At 53.8% G+C, this 18,381-nt stretch carries 20 protein-coding genes and 1 tRNA gene; 10 read left to right on the forward strand and 11 right to left on the reverse strand.

Going from position 1 to position 18,381, the window contains the following annotated elements; genetic code table 11:
* Positions 1–69: 69 nt before the first annotated feature.
* The 6 genes from G5574_RS15565 to aspA all read right to left on the reverse strand — a co-directional run bounded on the left by G5574_RS15565 (position 70) and on the right by aspA (position 5,795).
* A tRNA-Phe gene (locus G5574_RS15565) sits at positions 70–145 on the reverse strand.
* 106 nt (positions 146–251) lie between these two features.
* Positions 252–830, reverse strand: a complete 579-nt coding sequence (dicD, locus tag G5574_RS15570; RefSeq protein ID WP_033739141.1) for a division control transcriptional repressor DicD — start codon at positions 828–830, stop codon at positions 252–254.
* A gap of 64 nt (positions 831–894) precedes the next feature.
* On the reverse strand, positions 895–2,595 hold the full coding sequence (locus tag G5574_RS15575) for a protein-disulfide reductase DsbD (RefSeq protein ID WP_164482855.1): 1,701 nt from the start codon (positions 2,593–2,595) through the stop codon (positions 895–897).
* The gene (gene cutA, locus G5574_RS15580; RefSeq protein ID WP_006121705.1) at positions 2,571–2,885 is read right to left on the reverse strand and encodes a divalent cation tolerance protein CutA; all 315 of its coding nucleotides are present in this window, start codon (positions 2,883–2,885) and stop codon (positions 2,571–2,573) included. Before cutA ends, G5574_RS15575 begins: the two co-directional genes overlap by 25 nt.
* A 57-nt stretch (positions 2,886–2,942) precedes the next feature.
* The gene (locus G5574_RS15585) at positions 2,943–4,244 is read right to left on the reverse strand and encodes an anaerobic C4-dicarboxylate transporter (RefSeq protein WP_110267952.1); all 1,302 of its coding nucleotides are present in this window, start codon (positions 4,242–4,244) and stop codon (positions 2,943–2,945) included.
* A gap of 114 nt (positions 4,245–4,358) precedes the next feature.
* A complete protein-coding gene (gene aspA / locus G5574_RS15590) occupies positions 4,359–5,795 on the reverse strand; it encodes an aspartate ammonia-lyase (RefSeq protein ID WP_033739147.1) in 1,437 nt (478 codons plus the stop codon).
* 328 nt (positions 5,796–6,123) lie between these two features.
* Between aspA and G5574_RS15595 the strand changes: the two genes are divergently transcribed.
* The 4 genes from G5574_RS15595 to G5574_RS15610 all read left to right on the forward strand — a co-directional run bounded on the left by G5574_RS15595 (position 6,124) and on the right by G5574_RS15610 (position 9,350).
* The gene (locus G5574_RS15595) at positions 6,124–6,585 is read left to right on the forward strand and encodes an FxsA family protein (RefSeq protein ID WP_006121708.1); all 462 of its coding nucleotides are present in this window, start codon (positions 6,124–6,126) and stop codon (positions 6,583–6,585) included.
* Positions 6,586–6,814: 229 nt separating this feature from the next.
* On the forward strand, positions 6,815–7,108 hold the full coding sequence (locus tag G5574_RS15600; RefSeq protein WP_164482856.1) for a co-chaperone GroES: 294 nt from the start codon (positions 6,815–6,817) through the stop codon (positions 7,106–7,108).
* 48 nt (positions 7,109–7,156) lie between these two features.
* Positions 7,157–8,806, forward strand: coding sequence for a chaperonin GroEL (gene groL / locus G5574_RS15605; protein WP_006121710.1), 1,650 nt, complete (start codon positions 7,157–7,159; stop codon positions 8,804–8,806).
* A 193-nt stretch (positions 8,807–8,999) separates the two neighbouring features.
* The gene (locus G5574_RS15610; RefSeq protein ID WP_006121711.1) at positions 9,000–9,350 is read left to right on the forward strand and encodes a DUF4156 domain-containing protein; all 351 of its coding nucleotides are present in this window, start codon (positions 9,000–9,002) and stop codon (positions 9,348–9,350) included.
* A gap of 155 nt (positions 9,351–9,505) precedes the next feature.
* On the opposite strand, the gene epmB is transcribed toward G5574_RS15610, so the two are convergent.
* Entirely contained in the window at positions 9,506–10,534 is a 1,029-nt protein-coding gene (epmB, locus tag G5574_RS15615) for an EF-P beta-lysylation protein EpmB (RefSeq protein WP_033739151.1), read from the reverse strand.
* A 40-nt stretch (positions 10,535–10,574) separates the two neighbouring features.
* Here epmB and efp point away from each other — a divergent pair, with 40 nt between their 5' ends.
* The 3 genes from efp (at position 10,575) to G5574_RS15630 (ending at position 11,563) form a co-directional block, all read left to right on the forward strand.
* On the forward strand, positions 10,575–11,141 hold the full coding sequence (gene efp / locus G5574_RS15620) for an elongation factor P (protein ID WP_006121713.1): 567 nt from the start codon (positions 10,575–10,577) through the stop codon (positions 11,139–11,141).
* Positions 11,142–11,190: 49 nt separating this feature from the next.
* On the forward strand, positions 11,191–11,322 hold the full coding sequence (locus G5574_RS15625; RefSeq protein ID WP_006121714.1) for an entericidin A/B family lipoprotein: 132 nt from the start codon (positions 11,191–11,193) through the stop codon (positions 11,320–11,322).
* A 106-nt stretch (positions 11,323–11,428) separates the two neighbouring features.
* Positions 11,429–11,563 (forward strand): entericidin A/B family lipoprotein, encoded by a 135-nt coding sequence (locus tag G5574_RS15630; protein WP_006121715.1) that lies wholly within the window; start codon positions 11,429–11,431, stop codon positions 11,561–11,563.
* 49 nt (positions 11,564–11,612) lie between these two features.
* Here the strand turns inward: G5574_RS15630 and G5574_RS15635 are convergent, their stop codons facing one another.
* On the reverse strand, positions 11,613–12,137 hold the full coding sequence (locus G5574_RS15635) for a lipocalin family protein (protein ID WP_058707931.1): 525 nt from the start codon (positions 12,135–12,137) through the stop codon (positions 11,613–11,615).
* A gap of 134 nt (positions 12,138–12,271) precedes the next feature.
* Here G5574_RS15635 and epmA point away from each other — a divergent pair, with 134 nt between their 5' ends.
* Positions 12,272–13,249: an elongation factor P--(R)-beta-lysine ligase gene (gene epmA / locus G5574_RS15640; RefSeq protein WP_164482857.1), complete on the forward strand. Its 978-nt coding sequence runs from the start codon at positions 12,272–12,274 to the stop codon at positions 13,247–13,249.
* Positions 13,250–13,375: 126 nt separating this feature from the next.
* Here epmA and degS read toward each other — a convergent pair whose 3' ends face one another.
* The 3 genes from degS to zapG all read right to left on the reverse strand — a co-directional run bounded on the left by degS (position 13,376) and on the right by zapG (position 16,414).
* Positions 13,376–14,437 (reverse strand): outer membrane-stress sensor serine endopeptidase DegS, encoded by a 1,062-nt coding sequence (gene degS, locus G5574_RS15645; RefSeq protein ID WP_033739158.1) that lies wholly within the window; start codon positions 14,435–14,437, stop codon positions 13,376–13,378.
* An 89-nt stretch (positions 14,438–14,526) separates the two neighbouring features.
* Positions 14,527–15,903, reverse strand: coding sequence for a serine endoprotease DegQ (gene degQ, locus G5574_RS15650; protein WP_164482858.1), 1,377 nt, complete (start codon positions 15,901–15,903; stop codon positions 14,527–14,529).
* Between the two features lie 109 nt (positions 15,904–16,012).
* Complete coding sequence (zapG, locus tag G5574_RS15655; protein ID WP_006121720.1) at positions 16,013–16,414, reverse strand: Z-ring associated protein ZapG; 402 nt, start codon at positions 16,412–16,414, stop codon at positions 16,013–16,015.
* 177 nt (positions 16,415–16,591) lie between these two features.
* On the opposite strand from zapG, the gene zapE reads away from it, so the two are divergent.
* Positions 16,592–17,719 (forward strand): cell division protein ZapE, encoded by a 1,128-nt coding sequence (zapE, locus tag G5574_RS15660; RefSeq protein WP_058702619.1) that lies wholly within the window; start codon positions 16,592–16,594, stop codon positions 17,717–17,719.
* Between the two features lie 225 nt (positions 17,720–17,944).
* Complete coding sequence (gene rplM, locus G5574_RS15665; protein WP_164482859.1) at positions 17,945–18,373, forward strand: 50S ribosomal protein L13; 429 nt, start codon at positions 17,945–17,947, stop codon at positions 18,371–18,373.
* The last annotated feature ends 8 nt before the right edge of the window (positions 18,374–18,381 follow it).

Here is an 18,381-nt window from a genome sequence, read left to right on the forward strand (position 1 = left end):
TTTGGCTGAAGGGGACCCTCTGTCTTGCCCGTTAAGGATCTCAACTCTTAACGAACAGGCTCTGAAGAGTGGTGCCCGAACCCGGAATCGAACCAGGGACACGGGGATTTTCAATCCCCTGCTCTACCGACTGAGCTATTCGGGCAACGGGGCGCATTAAACCGTAAAGGCCGCAGGCCGTCAACGGCTTTCATGAAAAAACCCTGCAAAATGTGACTGATTGCCTGAATTTCAGTCAAAGGCGTTGAAACTCACGCCAGTGCGCCATTTTTACGGCACAGGGCAATGCTTAATATATCTTCCGCCAGACGTTTAGCGACATCCACATCCTGCACATTGCGCTTGATCAGCAGCTTGCTTAAGCAGCCTTCCAGCACCAGCTCCATTTGATCAGCCACCATACTCGGGTTATCCAGACCCAGCGCATTTAAAATAGTGTGGGTAAATTCCCAGGAGGCGCGCTTCTGTTTTTCTGCCAGTTGATGAATGGGTTGATCGGGATGCGGATAGAAGCTGCAGGCGGCGATAAACAGGCAGCCGGGAAAGCGTCCCTTGGTGACATGCTCATTTAACCCTTCGTAGCGCGCCATTAACTTCTGTTCGGGTCGCAGTGCGCTGTTTTGTAATACCTCTTGTCGCCAGTTGTCGATTTGCTGGGCATGAAACTGCAATGCGTCGTAGAGCAGTGCGTCGCGGTCAGCCCAGAACTGCTCAAGTTGCTGCTCGCTGAGTCGCATCTCTTCGGCCAGGATTTTCAGCGACGAGGTGGACGCTAAGCCATTTTGTTCAAGCACGTTTAATGCATGGTCAAGTATCTGTTCACGTTGCAAACCGTTCTCCTCTGCGATGCAGGCCCGTTCAGGTCAACGGGCTGTGTCCAGGTTCCAGTGTTGTTTACTCACGCAGTTTCTGCAAATGTTCGTCAAAATCCTTTGGCTTCAGGAAACCGGTGATACGTGAATCGGGAATTTCTTTTCCCTGAGCATCAAAGAATAAAATCGTGGGCAGCCCCAGCACGTGAAGATGCTGCAACAGCGCATTATCGGTGGCCGTGTTGGCTGTGACATTAGCCTGTAACAGCTGGACATCCTTAAGACTGGCACGTACCGCACTGTCGCTAAAGGTGTACTTCTCAAACTCTTTACAGGCCACGCACCAGTCCGCGTACAAATCCACCATCGTCATGCGGCCCTGTGTGTGTTGCAGCGCCTGATCTAACTGGCTAACCGTTTGAACAGACTGAAAGGGAAGGTGCGCGACAGTTTGCTGTGGCGCGTCATTGCCAAACGCCCAGTCCTGCAAAGGGCGAGCGCTGATCAGGGCGGCGATCAGCATGAGCATTTGCACGATGCGCCATTTGCCGCCGCTGGCGCGCAGGCTGACACTGAAGGCCCAGGCAAAAAAGGCGACGCCCAGCAGGCTCCATAAGCGCTCGCCCCACAGCTCACCCAGCACCCGTTCCAGCAGGAAAACCGGCAGCGCGAGAATAACGAACCCAAACCCTTCCTTGACGGTCTGCATCCAGGGGCCGCTTTTAGGCAGGAAGCGGCTACCGAACAGCGTCACGGCAATCAGCGGTAAGCCCATACCGATGGCATACAGCCACAATGTACCGGCGCCCGCCAGCAGGTTACCGCTCTGTGCGATATAGAGCAGGATGGCACTGAGCGGCGCGGTGGTGCAGGGGGAACAAATTAAACCTGCCAGCGCGCCCATCAGGAAAACGCCGGGCAGTGAGCCGCCCTGCTGACGGTTGCTCCACAGCGTCAGACGGGTTTGTACGCTGGCGGGTAACTGTAGCGAAAACAGGCCAAACATCGACATGGCCAGCACTACAAACAGCACGGATAAACCGATCAGGACATAGGGATGCTGTAAGGCCGCCTGAAAACGCAGGCCAGCCGCGGCGACTGTCACGCCGAGCAAGGTATAGGTAAGCGCCATTCCTTGCACATAAACCAGGGCCAGCGCGAACAGGCGACCCAGCGAGTTGTTACGCTTACCGCCAAGAATAATGCCCGAAATCAGGGGATACATCGGTAAGACGCAGGGCGTAAATGCCACACCGATACCAATCAGCAACGCCCACAATGGCGAAAAGGGGAGCGGGCTGGCGGTGGCGGGCGGGCGCTCCCCTGAGTCTGCATCCGCGCTGGCGACAACGGGCGTGAGTGGAATGCTGCGCGTTTCAGGTGGATAACAGAAGCCAGCGGCAGCACAGCCCTGATACGTCACGCTCAGCGTACTGCCCCTGGCGGCCTGTTGCAGCGTGACGGGCACGTTCAGGTTCTGCGGATAAATCTCGCTCTTACCAAAAAATTCATCTTCGTGTGGCTGACCCGCTGGCAAGGCCACAGGCGCGATACGCGCATTGTTGGCGACGACCCTGATTTGCTGGCGGTAGAGATAGTAGCCGTCTTTAACCTTCCAGTGCAGATTGAGCTGTGCGCCCTGTTGGTCGAAATCAAAAGCAAAAGCCTGGTCGACGGGCAAAAAGCGGCTGGTGGTTTTGGGGGCAAACAGGTCAGCCTGCGCCTGCAGGCAGATAAACAGGGCCAGTATCAGGGTAATTAAGCGAGCGATGCGTGCAGCCATGACAAGTATTCACTGTCTCCATGTTGAACCGGAAGCACCAGCAGTTCTGGTACGTCATAAGGATGTGAGCGCTTAAGCAGATCGAGCAATGCCTGCTGATGAGCTGTATCGCATTTGAGTAACATCTGAACTTCGCTGGCCTGCTCCAACTGGCCCTGCCAGACGTAGTACGAGGTGGCACCCGGTAAAAGGGTGACACAGGCGGCCAGTCTGGCCTTCAGCGCCTGGGTGGCAAGCTGCTGCGCGCACGCCTGGTCAGGGGCGGTGCAGAGGATGACAACGGCATTCATCATGAGGCTCCTGTTGAAAATCGCGTCGATGATAGCACGTTCACTGTGCGGCCGGGACTACAGCAGCAGCCCACCAAAAATAAAGCCGAACACGACAGACAGGGTGATGGCCAGCACGCCGGGAATGATAAAGGCATGGTTGAACACGAACTTACCGATTCGGGTCGAGCCAGTGTCATCCATCTCAACGGCGGCTAACAGTGTGGGATAGGTCGGTAACACAAACAGCGCTGACACGGCAGCAAAAGAAGCGATAGCTGTCAAAGGGGTGACGCCAAGGGCTAACGCCGCAGGCAGCAGGGCTTTCGCGGTTGCTGCCTGAGAATAGAGCAGCATCGAAGAAAAGAACAATACCAGCGCCAGCATCCACGGATAGGTCTTTAAGGTATCCCCCGCCAGCATCTGGATATCCGCCAGATGGGCTTTGACGAAGGTATCGCCGAGCCAGGCTACGCCCATGACGCAGACGCAGGCACTCATACCGGATTTAAACGTACTGGCGCTCAGAATCGCGCCGCTGTCAATATTACAGGTCAGACTAATCAACGTGGCAATAGTGAGCATAAATACCACAATCGCTTCGTTGCGCGGCAGGGGCGGATTGACGATCAGGTTTACGCTTTCGCTGGTAATGGTCGCATAGATCACCACGGCAGCAATCCCGACCAGGAACAGCAGGACAGACTTTCTGGCGCCAGGTCTGGCGTGATAGACGGTTTCCCCACGCAGGGCCACGTCGCCTTTCGCCAGGCGAGCCTGATAAACGGCGTCATCTTTCAGCTCTTTTCCCAGGAAGTTAGTGACCAGCGCGGCAAGAAACAGCCCAACCATGGTAGCCGGAATGGCTATGGCCAGCAGCATGATATAGCTTACGCCGCGCGGTTCGAGCAGCGTGGCAAAGAAGACGACCGCCGCCGAGATTGGCGAGGCGGTAATGGCAACCTGAGATGCGACAACCGCCATCGACAGCGGACGAGAAGGACGCACGCCTTGCTCTTTCGCCACCTCGGCGATGACCGGCAGGGTAGAGAAGGCGGTATGACCGGTGCCCGCCAGCAGCGTCATCACATAGGTGACCAGCGGGGCAAGAAAGGTGACATAACGGGGATGACGACGCAGCAGGCGTTCGGCAAGGCTGACCAGGTAGTCCATGCCGCCAGCAACCTGCATGGCCGCAATCGCCGCGATGACCGCCATGATGATTTCAATCACATCAAACGGAATGGCACCTGGTTTCATACCAAAGCCAAGCGTCAGGATGAGCACGCCCATGCCGCCCGCAAAGCCAATCCCGATCCCGCCAAGACGCGCGCCCAGCCAGATCGCCAGTACCACGATAAACAGTTCAACCAGGAACATGTGCCACTCCCGAAATGATGATGAGCCGAAAAGCAAACCCATCCTTTTAACAAACAAAAAGGCACATCGTTTTGATTACGATGTGCCTTTTACACCAGTAAGCGCAATTACGCCTTACTGTTCGTTTTCATCGGTATAGCGTTTCGCCTTGTAAACCGGATACATCAGGTTTTGCACAGAGAAAATATCATCCAGCTCGCTTTCGGTCAGCAGGCCGCGCTCCAGCACCACCTCGCGCACGCTTTTGCCGGTTTCGGCGCAAATTTTACCGACGATGTCACCATTGTGGTGGCCGATATAGGGGTTCAGATAGGTCACAATCCCAATGGAGTTAAACACGTAGGCTTCGCAGACCGCTTTGTTCGCCGTGATACCGTTGACGCATTTTTCCAGCAGGTTATAGCAGGCGTTGGTCAGAATGCTGATCGATTCAAACAGCGCCTGACCGATGACCGGCTCCATGACGTTGAGCTGAAGCTGGCCGGCTTCCGACGCCATCGTGACCGTCGTATCGTTACCAATCACCTTAAAGCACACCTGATTAACGACTTCAGGCACCACCGGATTCACTTTGGCAGGCATGATGGAGGAACCGGCTTGCAGCTCCGGCAGGTTAATCTCGTTCAGGCCCGCGCGTGGACCGGAAGAAAGCAGGCGCAGGTCATTACAGATCTTCGACAGTTTGACAGCCAGGCGTTTGAGTGATGAATGCACCATGACATAGGCGCCGCAGTCTGAAGTGGCTTCGATCAGGTCTTCGGCGGGCACTACCGCGAGGTTGCTGACTTCCGCCAGTTTCTGCACCGCCAGCTGCTGGTAACCGTCCGGCGTGTTCAGGCGCGTACCGATAGCGGTTGCGCCCAGGTTCACTTCCAGCAGCAGTTCGCCAGTGCGCAAAATGCTTTTCGTCTCTTCATTCAGCAGAACGCTGTAGGCATGGAACTCCTGGCCCAGCGTCATCGGCACCGCATCCTGTAGCTGGGTACGGCCCATTTTTAAAATGGTCTGGAATTCATCGGCTTTACGCTGAAACCCGTCCGCTAACTGACTGATACCGTCGAGCAGTTTCAGCAGTGAGCTGTAAACGGCAATACGAAAACCCGTCGGATAGGCATCGTTAGTGGACTGGCATTTATTCACGTGGTCGTTCGGGTTCAGATACTGATATTCGCCTTTTTGATGCCCCATCAGTTCCAGACCAATATTCGCCAGTACCTCATTGGTATTCATATTCACCGAGGTGCCTGCGCCGCCCTGATAAACATCAACCGGAAACTGATCCATGCAGCGACCGTTGTTCAGCACTTCATCGCAGGCCTGAATAATGGTGTTGGCGATATCACGCGGTAAGGTTTGTAGCTCTTTGTTTGCCATCGCCGCGGCTTTTTTCACCATCACCATGCCGCGAACAAACTCAGGAATGTCACTGATTTTGCTGTTGCTGATGTAAAAGTTTTCAATCGCACGCAAAGTATGAACGCCATAGTAAGCATCCGCCGGAACTTCACGCATGCCTAACAGGTCTTCTTCGATACGAATGTTGTTCGCCATGATAACCTTCTTGTTGTCACTGCTAACCATCGCAGATGATGTGTTTGTTTTGTGGGGAAGCGCCAGAACCGCTATTTTATCCGTATTCAGGCAGGTGAGCACGATCCTATTCTGACAGAGACGCAAAGCGCGAACAGAGTTCACCTGTCTGGCCGCGTTACGTTAACAATATGTGAAATCGCTCACAAAAATAACCCGTAAGCAAAAATTTGCCGGGTGCGGTTGAAATTGACGATCAGAATAACCATCTCTGTTTTTTACCTTTTTCACATTCATATTCCACGCTGTCGGGTTAACGACCGGGCAGCCTGACTCACAGGAGAATCCGGTGCGCTGGTTACCGTTAGTGATCTTTTTCGTACTGGCCTGGATTGAGATCTCACTTTTCATTCAGGTTGCACACGTCCTGGGCGTGCTGCTCACCATGCTGCTGGTGGTTTTCACCTCCTGCATTGGCGTGTCTTTAGTCAAAAATCAGGGCATGAAAAACTTTATGCTGATGCAGGAGAAGCTGGCACGTAATGAAAGCCCGGCACAGGAGATGATCAAAAGCGTTTCGCTGATCATTGCCGGTTTCCTGCTGCTGCTGCCTGGTTTCTTTACCGATATGCTGGGGCTGCTTCTGCTGCTGCCACCGGTGCAAAAGCACCTCACGCTGAAGCTGATGCCGCATTTGCGCGTCTGGCGCGGGCCGGGAGCGGGCCCGGACAGTGGCTATACCATGGATGGCGAGTACGAACGTAAAGATACCGATCGTCTTGAACACCATGACGATCCTAAGGATCGTTAATTCCCACCCTGCGCGACGTCGGGTCGCGCTTTTTGTTTGTTCGCCCGCCCGTTTGCCACCTTTGTTCAAAAAGTCATCAGTCGCATCATCAGGCAAAAAAAATTTGTAGGTTCCCCCCTTGAAAGAGGGAAAGCGCGGCCCTATCTCTCTGGTCACGAGGCCGGAAGCCACACAGCCCGGTATTCAACCCAAAAATGAATGATTGGACTTCTCAAAGGAGAGCTATCAAATGAAAATTCGTCCATTACACGATCGCGTAATCGTGAAGCGTAAAGAAGTGGAAGCTAAGTCAGCGGGTGGCATCGTGCTGACCGGTTCTGCTGCAGGCAAATCCACGCGCGGTAAAGTGCTGGCTGTGGGTAAAGGCCGTATTCTTGAAAGTGGCGAAGTGAAGCCGCTGGATGTGAAAGTGGGTGACGTTGTGATTTTCAGCGAAGGCTACGGTGCCAAAACTGAGAAAATCGACAATGAAGAAGTCCTGATCATCTCTGAAAGCGACATTCTGGCGATTGTTGAAGCGTAAGTTTTACGCGTAATTCACTGAACGAAACGAATTTAAGGGAAATTTGAAATGGCAGCTAAAGACGTAAAATTCGGTAATGACGCACGCGTAAAAATGTTGCGTGGCGTAAACGTACTGGCAGATGCAGTAAAAGTTACCCTGGGTCCTAAAGGCCGTAACGTAGTTCTGGATAAATCTTTTGGTGCACCGACCATCACGAAAGATGGTGTTTCTGTTGCGCGTGAAATCGAGCTGGAAGACAAGTTCGAAAACATGGGTGCGCAGATGGTGAAAGAAGTTGCCTCTAAAGCCAACGATGCGGCGGGCGACGGTACCACCACGGCAACCGTACTGGCGCAGTCCATCATCACCGAAGGCCTGAAGGCCGTTGCGGCGGGCATGAACCCGATGGATCTGAAGCGCGGTATCGACCAGGCGGTTGTTGCTGCAGTTGAAGAACTGAAAAAACTGTCTGTGCCTTGCTCAGACTCTAAAGCGATTGCGCAGGTGGGTACCATCTCTGCAAACTCTGATGAAACCGTCGGTACCCTGATCGCGCAGGCGATGGAAAAAGTGGGTAAAGAAGGCGTTATCACCGTTGAAGAAGGCACCGGTCTGCAAGACGAGCTGGACGTGGTTGAAGGTATGCAGTTCGACCGCGGTTACCTGTCTCCGTACTTCATCAACAAGCCAGAAACAGGCGCAGTAGAACTGGAATCCCCGTTCATCCTGCTGGCTGACAAGAAAATTTCTAACATTCGCGAAATGCTGCCAGTGCTGGAAGCCGTTGCGAAAGCAGGCAAACCGCTGCTGATCATCGCGGAAGACGTAGAAGGCGAAGCGCTGGCTACCCTGGTGGTGAACACCATGCGTGGTATCGTGAAAGTGGCTGCGGTTAAAGCACCTGGCTTCGGCGATCGTCGTAAAGCGATGCTGCAGGATATCGCTATCCTGACTGGCGGTACCGTTATCTCTGAAGAGATCGGCATGGAGCTGGAAAAAGCTGCGCTGGAAGATCTGGGTCAGGCGAAGCGTGTGGTTATCAACAAAGACACCACCACTATCATCGATGGCGTGGGTGAAGAAAGCACCATCCAGGGCCGCGTTACCCAGATTCGTCAGCAGATCGAAGAAGCGACCTCTGACTACGACAAAGAAAAACTGCAGGAGCGTGTGGCTAAACTGGCAGGCGGCGTAGCCGTACTGAAAGTAGGCGCAGCGACTGAAGTTGAAATGAAAGAGAAGAAAGCGCGCGTTGAAGATGCCCTGCACGCAACCCGTGCTGCGGTTGAGGAAGGCGTGGTTGCTGGTGGTGGTGTGGCGCTGGTTCGTGTGGCAGCACAGCTGTCAGAACTGCGTGGCCAGAATGAAGACCAGAACGTGGGTATCAAAGTTGCGCTGCGCGCAATGGAAGCTCCGCTGCGTCAAATCGTTTCTAACGCCGGTGAAGAGCCTTCTGTTGTTGCCAACAACGTGAAAGCGGGCGACGGTAACTACGGTTACAACGCGCAGACTGAAGAATACGGCAACATGATCGACTTCGGTATTCTGGACCCAACCAAAGTGACCCGTTCTGCACTGCAGTACGCGGCGTCGGTTGCTGGCCTGATGATCACCACCGAATGTATGGTCACTGACCTGCCGAAAAGCGATGCGCCAGATTTAGGTGCAGGCGCTGGCGGTATGGGTGGCATGGGCGGAATGGGCGGCATGATGTAATTGCCCCCTGACCCTTGCGTCACAGGAACCCCCGATCGGAAACGGTCGGGGGTTTTTCTTTTGCTGAGGAAAAGGTATAAGTAGTGGCGCAACGGTTACGTTGGCACGGATTAGGGCAATGAATGTGCAGAAAAAATGCGTGTTTTTCTGCTACGCTGCCATCCGACTCTGATGATAATAAATGGGGATTATAATGCGGATTAACCTCTTGCTCGGTCTGACGGCTGGCGCGTTATTGCTTGCGGGCTGCAGCAGCTCAACCGAACTCTCTTCTGCAGGTCAGCGCGTCACCTTTACCGATCAGCAGCCTGGCAAACAGTGTCAGCTTCTGGGCACCCTGACCGGCTCACAAAGTAACTGGTTAAGCGGAGCCGGTGGTGAAACCAGCGCACTGCGTGGTGCGGCTAACGATCTGCGTAACCGTGCAGCAGAAATGGGCGGTAACGTGATTTACGGTGCGACCAGCCCGACACAAAACCTGCTTTCAGCGTTTGCACCACTCGACAGTAAAATGACCGGCCAGGTTTATAAGTGCCCTAACTGATCGGGCAATGAACTGGCAAGATTTCTGAGACGACCGGCCCGCGTGCCGGTCGTTTTTTTATGCGTGGATGAAATGTAAGAGGCTGTATTTGCTTGAAGTGCAACCGTTCCGCGAGGCTTTGCTTCAGTGCCGAAACACGGCTTGTCGGGGCCGGATTATTCCTGCCGAAGTTGCAGATCCAGGGGGGTTTTACTGGGCTCACCCCCGATTTCGCGCGCCAGCTTCGGTACCAGATAACCGGAGACCAAAGGCAGCAGATCGCGCATCAGGGCACGCGCGTCCTGATCCGAAACATAGAAATGCGCCGCGCCCTGCACTTTATCCAGTACGTGCAGGTAGTAGGGCAGAATGCCCGCATCAAACAGTGCGTTGCTCAATGCCGCAAGGCATTGCGCCCGATCGTTCACGCCGCGCAGTAACACGCTCTGATTGAGTAGCGTTACGCCAGCGCGCTTAAGGCGCGTCATGGCGTCGCAGAGGGCGTCATCGATCTCGTTGGCATGATTGATGTGGGTGACCATCAGAACCTGCAGGCGCGTTTCCGCCAGCGTCTGACAGAGCGCCTGCGTAATGCGCGCAGGGATCACCACCGGCAGTCGGCTGTGAATGCGTAACCGTTTCAGATGGGGAATGGCAGCCAGCGCCTCAATCAGCCAGGCGAGTTCATGATCTTTCGCCATTAACGGATCGCCGCCAGAAAAGATGATCTCATCCAGTTCAGGGTGATCGGCAATATAATCAAGCGCTGCCTGCCAGTTACGCTTATTGCCCTGATTATCCTGATAAGGAAAATGACGGCGGAAGCAGTAACGGCAATTCACGGCGCAGCCACCTTTGACCAGCAGCAGGGCCCGGTTTTGGTATTTGTGCAGTAATCCCGGCACCACGCTGTTTTGCTCATCTAACGGATCGGTGCTATAACCTGGCGCTTCAATGAATTCCTGGCGGCTGGTCAATACCTGAAGCAAAAGGGGATCCTGCGCATCGCCTTTTTTCATCCGCTGGATAAATGCGCGCGGCACGCGCAGGGCAAAAAGCCGACGTGCATCGCTGCCAGCAGCCAGATCCGGAAGATGATCGAGCGCTAAAAGTTGCAGTAATTCATGAGGATCAGTGACAACATCAGCAAGTTGCTGCAACCAATCTTCTCTGGAAGGGGAATTTAGGGTTACAATGTGTGCCATTTTTTTGGCTATTACCAGTTAATATCTACAGAGGGCCTTTATGGCGACTTATCTTAGCAACGATTTCCGTACCGGTCTTAAAATCATGTTCGAAGGCGAACCTTATGCCATCGAATCAAGCGAGTTTGTTAAGCCGGGTAAAGGTCAGGCGTTTGCACGTGTAAAAATGCGTCGTCTGCTGACTGGTTCACGCGTTGAGAAAACCTTCAAATCAACCGATTCTGCCGAAGGCGCAGACGTGAAGGATATGACGCTGCAGTACTCTTACAACGACGGCGATTTCTACTACTTCATGCACCCGGAAAGCTTTGAGCAGTACCAGGTTGAAGCTAAAGTGCTGGATGAAGTACAGAAGTGGTTGCAGGACAATGCGGAGTGTATCGTAACCTTGTGGAACGATAAACCGATTGCAGTTCAGCCACCGAACTTTATCGAAGCGGAAGTGATTGAAACTGACCCAGGCCTGAAAGGCGATACCGCGGGTACAGGCGGCAAGCCTGCCACGCTGTCTACCGGCGCCGTCATTAAAGTGCCTTTATTCGTTCAGATTGGCGAGGTGGTGAAAGTGGACACCCGCTCTGGCGAATACGTTTCACGCGTAAAATAATCCTGAGAGGCGCATCCTGTGATGCGCCTTTTTTATGTGAGTTTCAACAATGAAAAAACTGGCAAAACTTATCGCGCTGGCGTTGCTGGTCTCTTCTGGACTGAGCGCCTGTAATACCTTTCACGGTTTTGGCGAGGATGTCTCTCACCTGGGTGGGGCTATTTCTCGCGCCGCGAAGTAACACGGCAGAATTTCCTTTTTTCAGCGGGTTAGGCTCGCAGCGTGGCGTAATCGGTCTATGCTTTAAAAGCTGTACTTTTAATGCAACGTAAAAAAGGAACTGGCTTATGTTAAAGAAAAGTATTGTTGCGATTTTTTCTGTGGTGATGTTATCAGCATTGTTGTCAGGCTGTAATACCACGCGTGGCGTTGGCGAAGACGTTGAAGCAGGCGGTCAGGCGATTCAACGTAGCGCGCAGTAAGCTCCAAAAACCGGTACGAACGTCTTTCGTACCGGCTTTATTTTCTCTTCTATCCCTGTTTTACCCAAATCAACTCATCTACCGGGAAACCGGCCTGACGTGCCTGCTGTACCAGCTTTTGCTTCACGTCGTTGTCCAGCTGCGGCGTGCGGGACAGAATCCATAAATAGTGGCGGTTAGGTCCGCAGACCAGCGCATAGCGGTAGTCGGGATCCAGCGCGATAACGTTATAGCCACCGTAAAAGGGGCCAAAGAAAGAAACTTTGAGCGCGGCGCGCTGTTTGTCGCCGGTAAAGTAAGCTTTGCCCACGCTCTCCTGCCAGCGCTGCTTTTTCGAGTTATAGCCGCGGTTAACCACCTTAAGGCCGCCATCTTCCCGAGGACTGTAGTTTGCCGTCACCTGTTCAAGACCGCGTTCAAAGCCGTGATTCAGCCGGGCAATCTCATACCATTGACCGAGATAACGCTCACTGTCGAAGTGTTCAACGACGGTAACATTCTTCGGCGGTGTGGTTGAGCAGGCAACGGACAAGAAGGTACTCAGGCTGGCGACCAGTGTTTTCCATGGAGACATAAAAAGATTCCTTTGTTATTTAACCTGTTAATTATAGAACCCGGCCAGTTTATTGGACAGTTTTGCGCCATGATTGTCTGGCACCGCCATTGCGAGTAGACTTCCCACCCTTATTTGTATCAGGAGTCATCACCATGAGTGAAACGGCAAGCTGGCAACCGGGCGCGTCCATTGCCAATTTAATTAAACGCGCAGGCATTGTGGCTGAAGTGCGTCGTTTCTTTGCCGATCGTGGCGTACTGGAAGTGGATACGCCAGCCATGAGTCAGGCGACCGTCACCGATATCCATCTGGTGCCTTTCCAGACGCGGTTTGTCGGCCCCGGCATGTCCGACGGATGCGACCTCTGGCTGATGACCAGCCCGGAATACCATATGAAACGCCTGCTGGCAGCCGGTAGCGGGCCGATTTATCAGATGGGACGTTGTTTCCGCAATGAAGAGGCCGGACGGCACCACAATCCTGAATTCACCATGCTGGAGTGGTATCGCCCCCATTATGATATGTACCGGCTGATGAACGAAGTGGACGATTTGCTTCAGCAGGTGCTGGAGTGCGACAGCGCGGAATCCCTCTCATATCAGCAGGCGTTTATTCGTCATCTTGATCTGGACCCGCTTTCTGCAGATAAAACGCAATTGCGGGAGGCCGCAGAAAAGCTGGGTGAGGGCGAGCTGGCGAATCGGGAAGAGGATCGCGATACCTTGCTGATGCTGCTGTTTATGTTGGGCGTGGAACCCAAAATTGGTCAGGATAAGCCCTGTTTTGTCTATCACTTTCCGGCCAGCCAGGCGGCACTGGCGGAGATCAGCACAGAAGACCATCGCGTTGCCGAACGCTTTGAGGTTTATTACAAGGGCATTGAACTGGCGAACGGCTTCCGTGAACTGACGGACAGCCGTGAACAGCGTCAGCGTTTTGAACAGGATAATCGCCGCCGTGCAGCACGCGGGCTGCCGCAGCACCCGATTGATCATTACCTGCTGGCGGCGCTGGAACATGGCATACCAGCCTGTTCAGGCGTAGCGCTGGGCATAGATCGGTTGATTATGCTGGCACTGAAGGCCGACTCGCTGAGTGAGGTTATCGCCTTTCCGGTAGACCGCTGCTAGTCAAGGCTTCGCGCCAGCTTACGCTGAGAAGCCTACTGACCTGAGCCAGAAACAGACAAGGCCGCGCAACGCGCGGCCTTGTCTGTTTTTTTCCGTGGGACGGGCGTTCCCGTCAAAATGTTTTGCCTACTGACTGTTGTCCGGAAACTCCTGAATCGTCACCGGCAGGGTCAGCTTCTTATCATTACGCAGCACCTGGACATCAATCACTGAGCCGGGACGGATTTCGGCAACCTGGTCCATGGTTTCCTGTGCCGATATAGCCGGTTTTCCGTTTACGCTCAGCAACACATCGTTAGGCTCAATACCGGCTTTATCCGCCGGACCGCCGGGCGTAACGACGCTGACGATAATCCCCTGAACTCTGTCCAGACTGTTTCCCTGACCGTGCAGCGGGGGCACTTCGCGCCCTGTGATACCGATGTAGCCACGTATAACCCGGCCATCGCGAATCAGCTTATCCATGATTTTCGACGCGAGTGCGGTGGGAATGGCAAAACCGATTCCCTCGGGCGTTTCACCGTCGCTGCTTTTGTCGAAGGTCAGGGTGTTAATTCCCATCAGCTCGCCCAGCGAATTGATTAACGCGCCACCGGAGTTGCCCTGGTTAATGGAGGCATCGGTCTGCAGGAAATTCTGGCGGCCTGACGAGCTCAGCCCGACCCGACCCGTTGCGCTGATAATGCCCTGCGTGACCGTTTGCCCAAGGTTATAGGGGTTACCAATGGCCATCACGACATCGCCAATGTGTGCGACACGTTTGGGATTAATGGGGATCACCGGCAGATTCGGCGCGGTGATTTTCAGCACCGCTAAATCGGTCATCGCATCCGACCCAACCAGCGTCGCCTCGAAGAAGCGGCCATCCTGCAGGGCGACGATGATTTGATCGGCATTATTAATGACGTGCTTGTTGGTCAGAATATAGCCTTTGGCATTCATGATCACGCCGGAACCCAGCGTGGTGATACCACGGTTATTGTTCCCTTGCGTACTGCGGTTATAAACGTTGACCACGGCAGGCACAGCGCGGCGCACCCCTTGATTGAAGCCAAAGGGCGTTTCATCGTTACTGTCATTTTGACTATAGAGGGCAGCACCGCCCAAACGCAGTGCGGGCAACGCTGCGAGCAAGATGCCCGCAACAATCAGTCCCAACACCACTGAACGCAAAAGTTTAAGAAACATGGTGTTAAATCACGTCAGGGGAGAACGTTGGGGAGAATACCATGCGCGAGGCGGACACACACGTGCTTGTGTCCGCCATTATGCGTGGTTTATCTCAATAACAGATAGATGCTTTCCTGACCGCGCACGACATTCAGCGCCAGCACTGGTGGTTTGGCTTCCAGCACTTTGCGCATTTCGGCAATATTCTGAACGCGCGTGCGGTTAACGCCAATGATCACATCATCTTTTTGCAGGCCCACTTGTTCAGCCGGCGTGCCTTTTTCGATGCCGTCAATCTTCACGCCTTTATCACCGGTTTTCGTCTGACCATCGCTCAGCGTGGCACCCTGAAGAGCCGGTGACAGCAGTTGTGCGTTGGCGGTTGTCTGAGCACTCTGCTCAAGAGTGACCTCAACGCTGACGGGTTTGCCTTCACGCAGCAGGCCCAGCTTCACTTTCTCGCCGGGTGCCGTGGTGCCGATTTTTACGCGCAACTCAGCAAAACTGGTAATGGGTTTATCATTCACAGAAACAATGATATCTCCCGACTTAATACCGGCTTTCTGTGCCGCCGACTGCGGCAGAACTTCAGACACGAAAGCACCGCGCTGGGCATCGACGTTAAACGCCTTGGCCATATCCGCAGTCATTTCCGTGCCTTTAATGCCAAGCTGACCGCGTTTGACTTCGCCATACTTAATCAACTGATCGGCCAGGTTGATTGCCATATCGCTTGGAATCGCAAAGCCAATGCCGATATTACCGCCGCTGGAGGCGAGGATGGCGGTGTTAATACCAATCAGTTCGCCGTTTAAATTCACCAGCGCACCGCCGGAGTTACCGCGGTTGATGGCGGCATCCGTCTGGATAAAGTTCTCCAGCCCCTCAAGATTCAGTCCGCTGCGGCCCAGTGCCGAAATAATCCCGGACGTAGCCGTCTGGCCCAGCCCAAAGGGATTACCAATAGCGACGGCAAAATCGCCCACCTTAAGTTGGTCGGAATCCGCGACTTTAATCTGCGTCAGGTTCTTAGCGCCCTGGATCTGAATCAGGGCAATATCCGTTTGTTCATCGTGACCGATGAGTTTGGCGTCATATTCACTGCCGTCGCCCAACTGGACATTGATTTTATCGGCGCCGTTGACCACGTGGTTGTTCGTTAACACGTAGCCCTTCGCGGCGTCGATAATGACGCCGGAACCCAGTCCTTCAAACGGTTGCGGCTGAGACTGACCGCCGCCAGGCAGTTGGCCAAAGAAACGCTTTAAGGGTTCAGGAATATCCTGGGCCTGTGAATCAGACTGCGTGCCTTCAACATGGACACTGACCACGGCAGGTAACACTTTTTCCAGCATCGGTGCCAGGCTGGGCAGTGGCTGCCCCTGAATCTGTGCAGGTAGCGTCGCCATTGCGCCGGGCGCAGCGGCAAGACTCATTCCAATACTCAAGGCTAACGCGCTTAACAGTCGTGCTTGTTTTTTCATTGCTACAACGCTCTCGCTGCAAAAAGTGGGGGGAATAAATCAGTGAGACAGCCGTTTGCGGCCGGGGTTCGCAAAAACAGCGGGCACAGCGTGGCTGTGCCCGATACGCTTAGTCGCGCACGGCGCGTTCACCGCGCAGTAAACCGGAAGCGCCTTCTGAGTAATCGCGTGGCATCTGAACCGGTGCCTGATCGTTATCGGCTTCCGCTTCGGTCAGTTGCCAGGCAAAGGGATTTTTGTCGCCAGGCATGTTTGGCAGCAGGTCATTAGATCCTTTCGCCATATGCTGGTAAAGCTGACGGTAATCGCGTGCCATGTTGTCAAGCAGCTCGGCGCTTTGCGCAAAGTGGTTGGTCAGCTCTTCACGATAATCAGCCAGTTCGGCTTTCGTTTTATCCAGCTCATACTGCATGCTGCGCTGCTCGCGCAGTTTCCTGTTGCCAAAACGCATAGCTACTGCGCCGACAATGATACCTACCACTAAACCAATTAGCCCGTATTCCCAGGTCATAATGACTCCCGTGTTATTTCCGTTGTTCCGTAGGGCGTTGCACCACTTAATAATAGTCACTATACCCGTTAATCTTATGGATGTGGAACTCTGGAGCGCCATGCCTTAGTGTAGAGCGGCCTTTTTTTCGACAAACGATGTGTGAATAAGACAACATTCAGGGACACTGAGCGAACCATGCAAACCTCATCTCCGCTTGCCCGCTATGAGCAGGCGCTATCGCAGGGCGATTTTAAGCCCGACGATGTACAACGTGAAGCGATCACCCGCTTAGATGCTATCCAGCAAGGGCTCATCGCCCGCCAGCAGACGACTGAACCTGCCTCGCAGGGGTTGTTTGGTCGTCTGTCGAAGCTGATGGGTAAAGAGAAATCCCAGGTCAAAACGCCGGTACGTGGCTTGTATATGTGGGGCGGCGTGGGGCGCGGGAAAACCTGGGTCATGGATCTGTTTTTTCAGTCTATTCCTGGCAACCGCAAGCTGCGCTTACACTTTCACCGCTTTATGCTGCGCGTGCACGAAGAGCTGACCGAACTGCAGGGGCACAGCGATCCGCTGCTGATCATCGCCGATCGCTTCAAAGCCGAAACCGATATTTTGTGCTTTGACGAATTTTTTGTGTCCGATATTACGGATGCCATGTTGCTGGGCACGTTAATGGAAGCGTTGTTCGAACGGGGCATCAGCCTGGTCGCCACCTCGAATATTCCGCCCGATAACCTCTATAAAAACGGTTTACAGCGCGCGCGTTTCCTGCCGGCCATTGAGCAGATCAAGCAACATTGTGACGTCATGAACGTTGATGCGGGCATTGATTACCGTCTGCGCACGCTGACGTCGGCGCATCTGTGGAAGTCTCCTTTAGGGCCAGAAACCTACGCCGATATGGATCGCATGTTCCAGGCGCTGTCAGGGGAAAAACGCGACAGCGCACCGGTGCTGGAGATCAACCATCGCAAAATGCCCACGCTGGGTGTCAGTGAAGGCGTGGTGGCAATCGACTTCAAAACCCTGTGTGGGGAAGGGCGCAGCCAGCACGATTACATCGAACTGTCGCGCCGCTTTCACAGCGTGCTGCTGTTTGATGTGCCGGTCATGATTTATAAAACGGAAGATCAGGCGCGGCGTTTTCTGGCGCTGGTGGATGAGTTTTACGAGCGCCATGTCAAACTGGTCGTCGCCGCGGAAACCTCGCTGTTCGAAATTTATCAGGGCACGCGCCTGAAATTTGAATACCAGCGCTGCCTGTCGCGTTTGCAGGAAATGCAGAGCGAAGAGTATCTGCGGCTGGCGCATTTACCCTGAGATTCCGGGTAATAAATGAAAATAGAGTTCGATTTTTGTAATCGACTTCTCTATAATCTTGCGACCCCACGTTACGGCACTGGATTTTTTTCCCAAATCCTCTGCGCGCCGGTAACGCTATCCGAAGGGGTGGCTTGCTGGTCAAAATGGTCGTGTGAGCCTCATTCGTTTACTTAAGCGTTTGGGATTTCACCAACGTGTAACTTAATTTGGGTAAGCTTTTCGATGAAAACTTTTACAGCTAAACCAGAAACCGTCCAACGTGACTGGTATGTTGTTGACGCAACTGGCAAAACCTTGGGTCGCCTGGCGACTGAACTGGCACGCCGTCTGCGTGGTAAGCATAAAGCGGAATACACTCCGCACGTTGATACAGGTGATTACATCGTCGTTCTGAACGCTGAGAAAGTTGCTGTCACCGGCAACAAGCGTTCTGACAAGATTTACTATCACCACACTGGTCACATCGGTGGTATCAAACAGGCGACCTTTGAAGAGATGATTGCTCGCCGTCCTGAGCGCGTGATTGAGATCGCGGTTAAAGGCATGCTGCCGAAGGGCCCGCTGGGTCGTGCTATGTACCGTAAACTGAAAGTTTACGCAGGTAACGAGCACAACCATGCGGCACAGCAACCGCAAGTTCTTGACATTTAATCGGGATT

The organism is Pantoea stewartii, assembly GCF_011044475.1.
Lineage (GTDB): Bacteria > Pseudomonadota > Gammaproteobacteria > Enterobacterales > Enterobacteriaceae > Pantoea > Pantoea stewartii.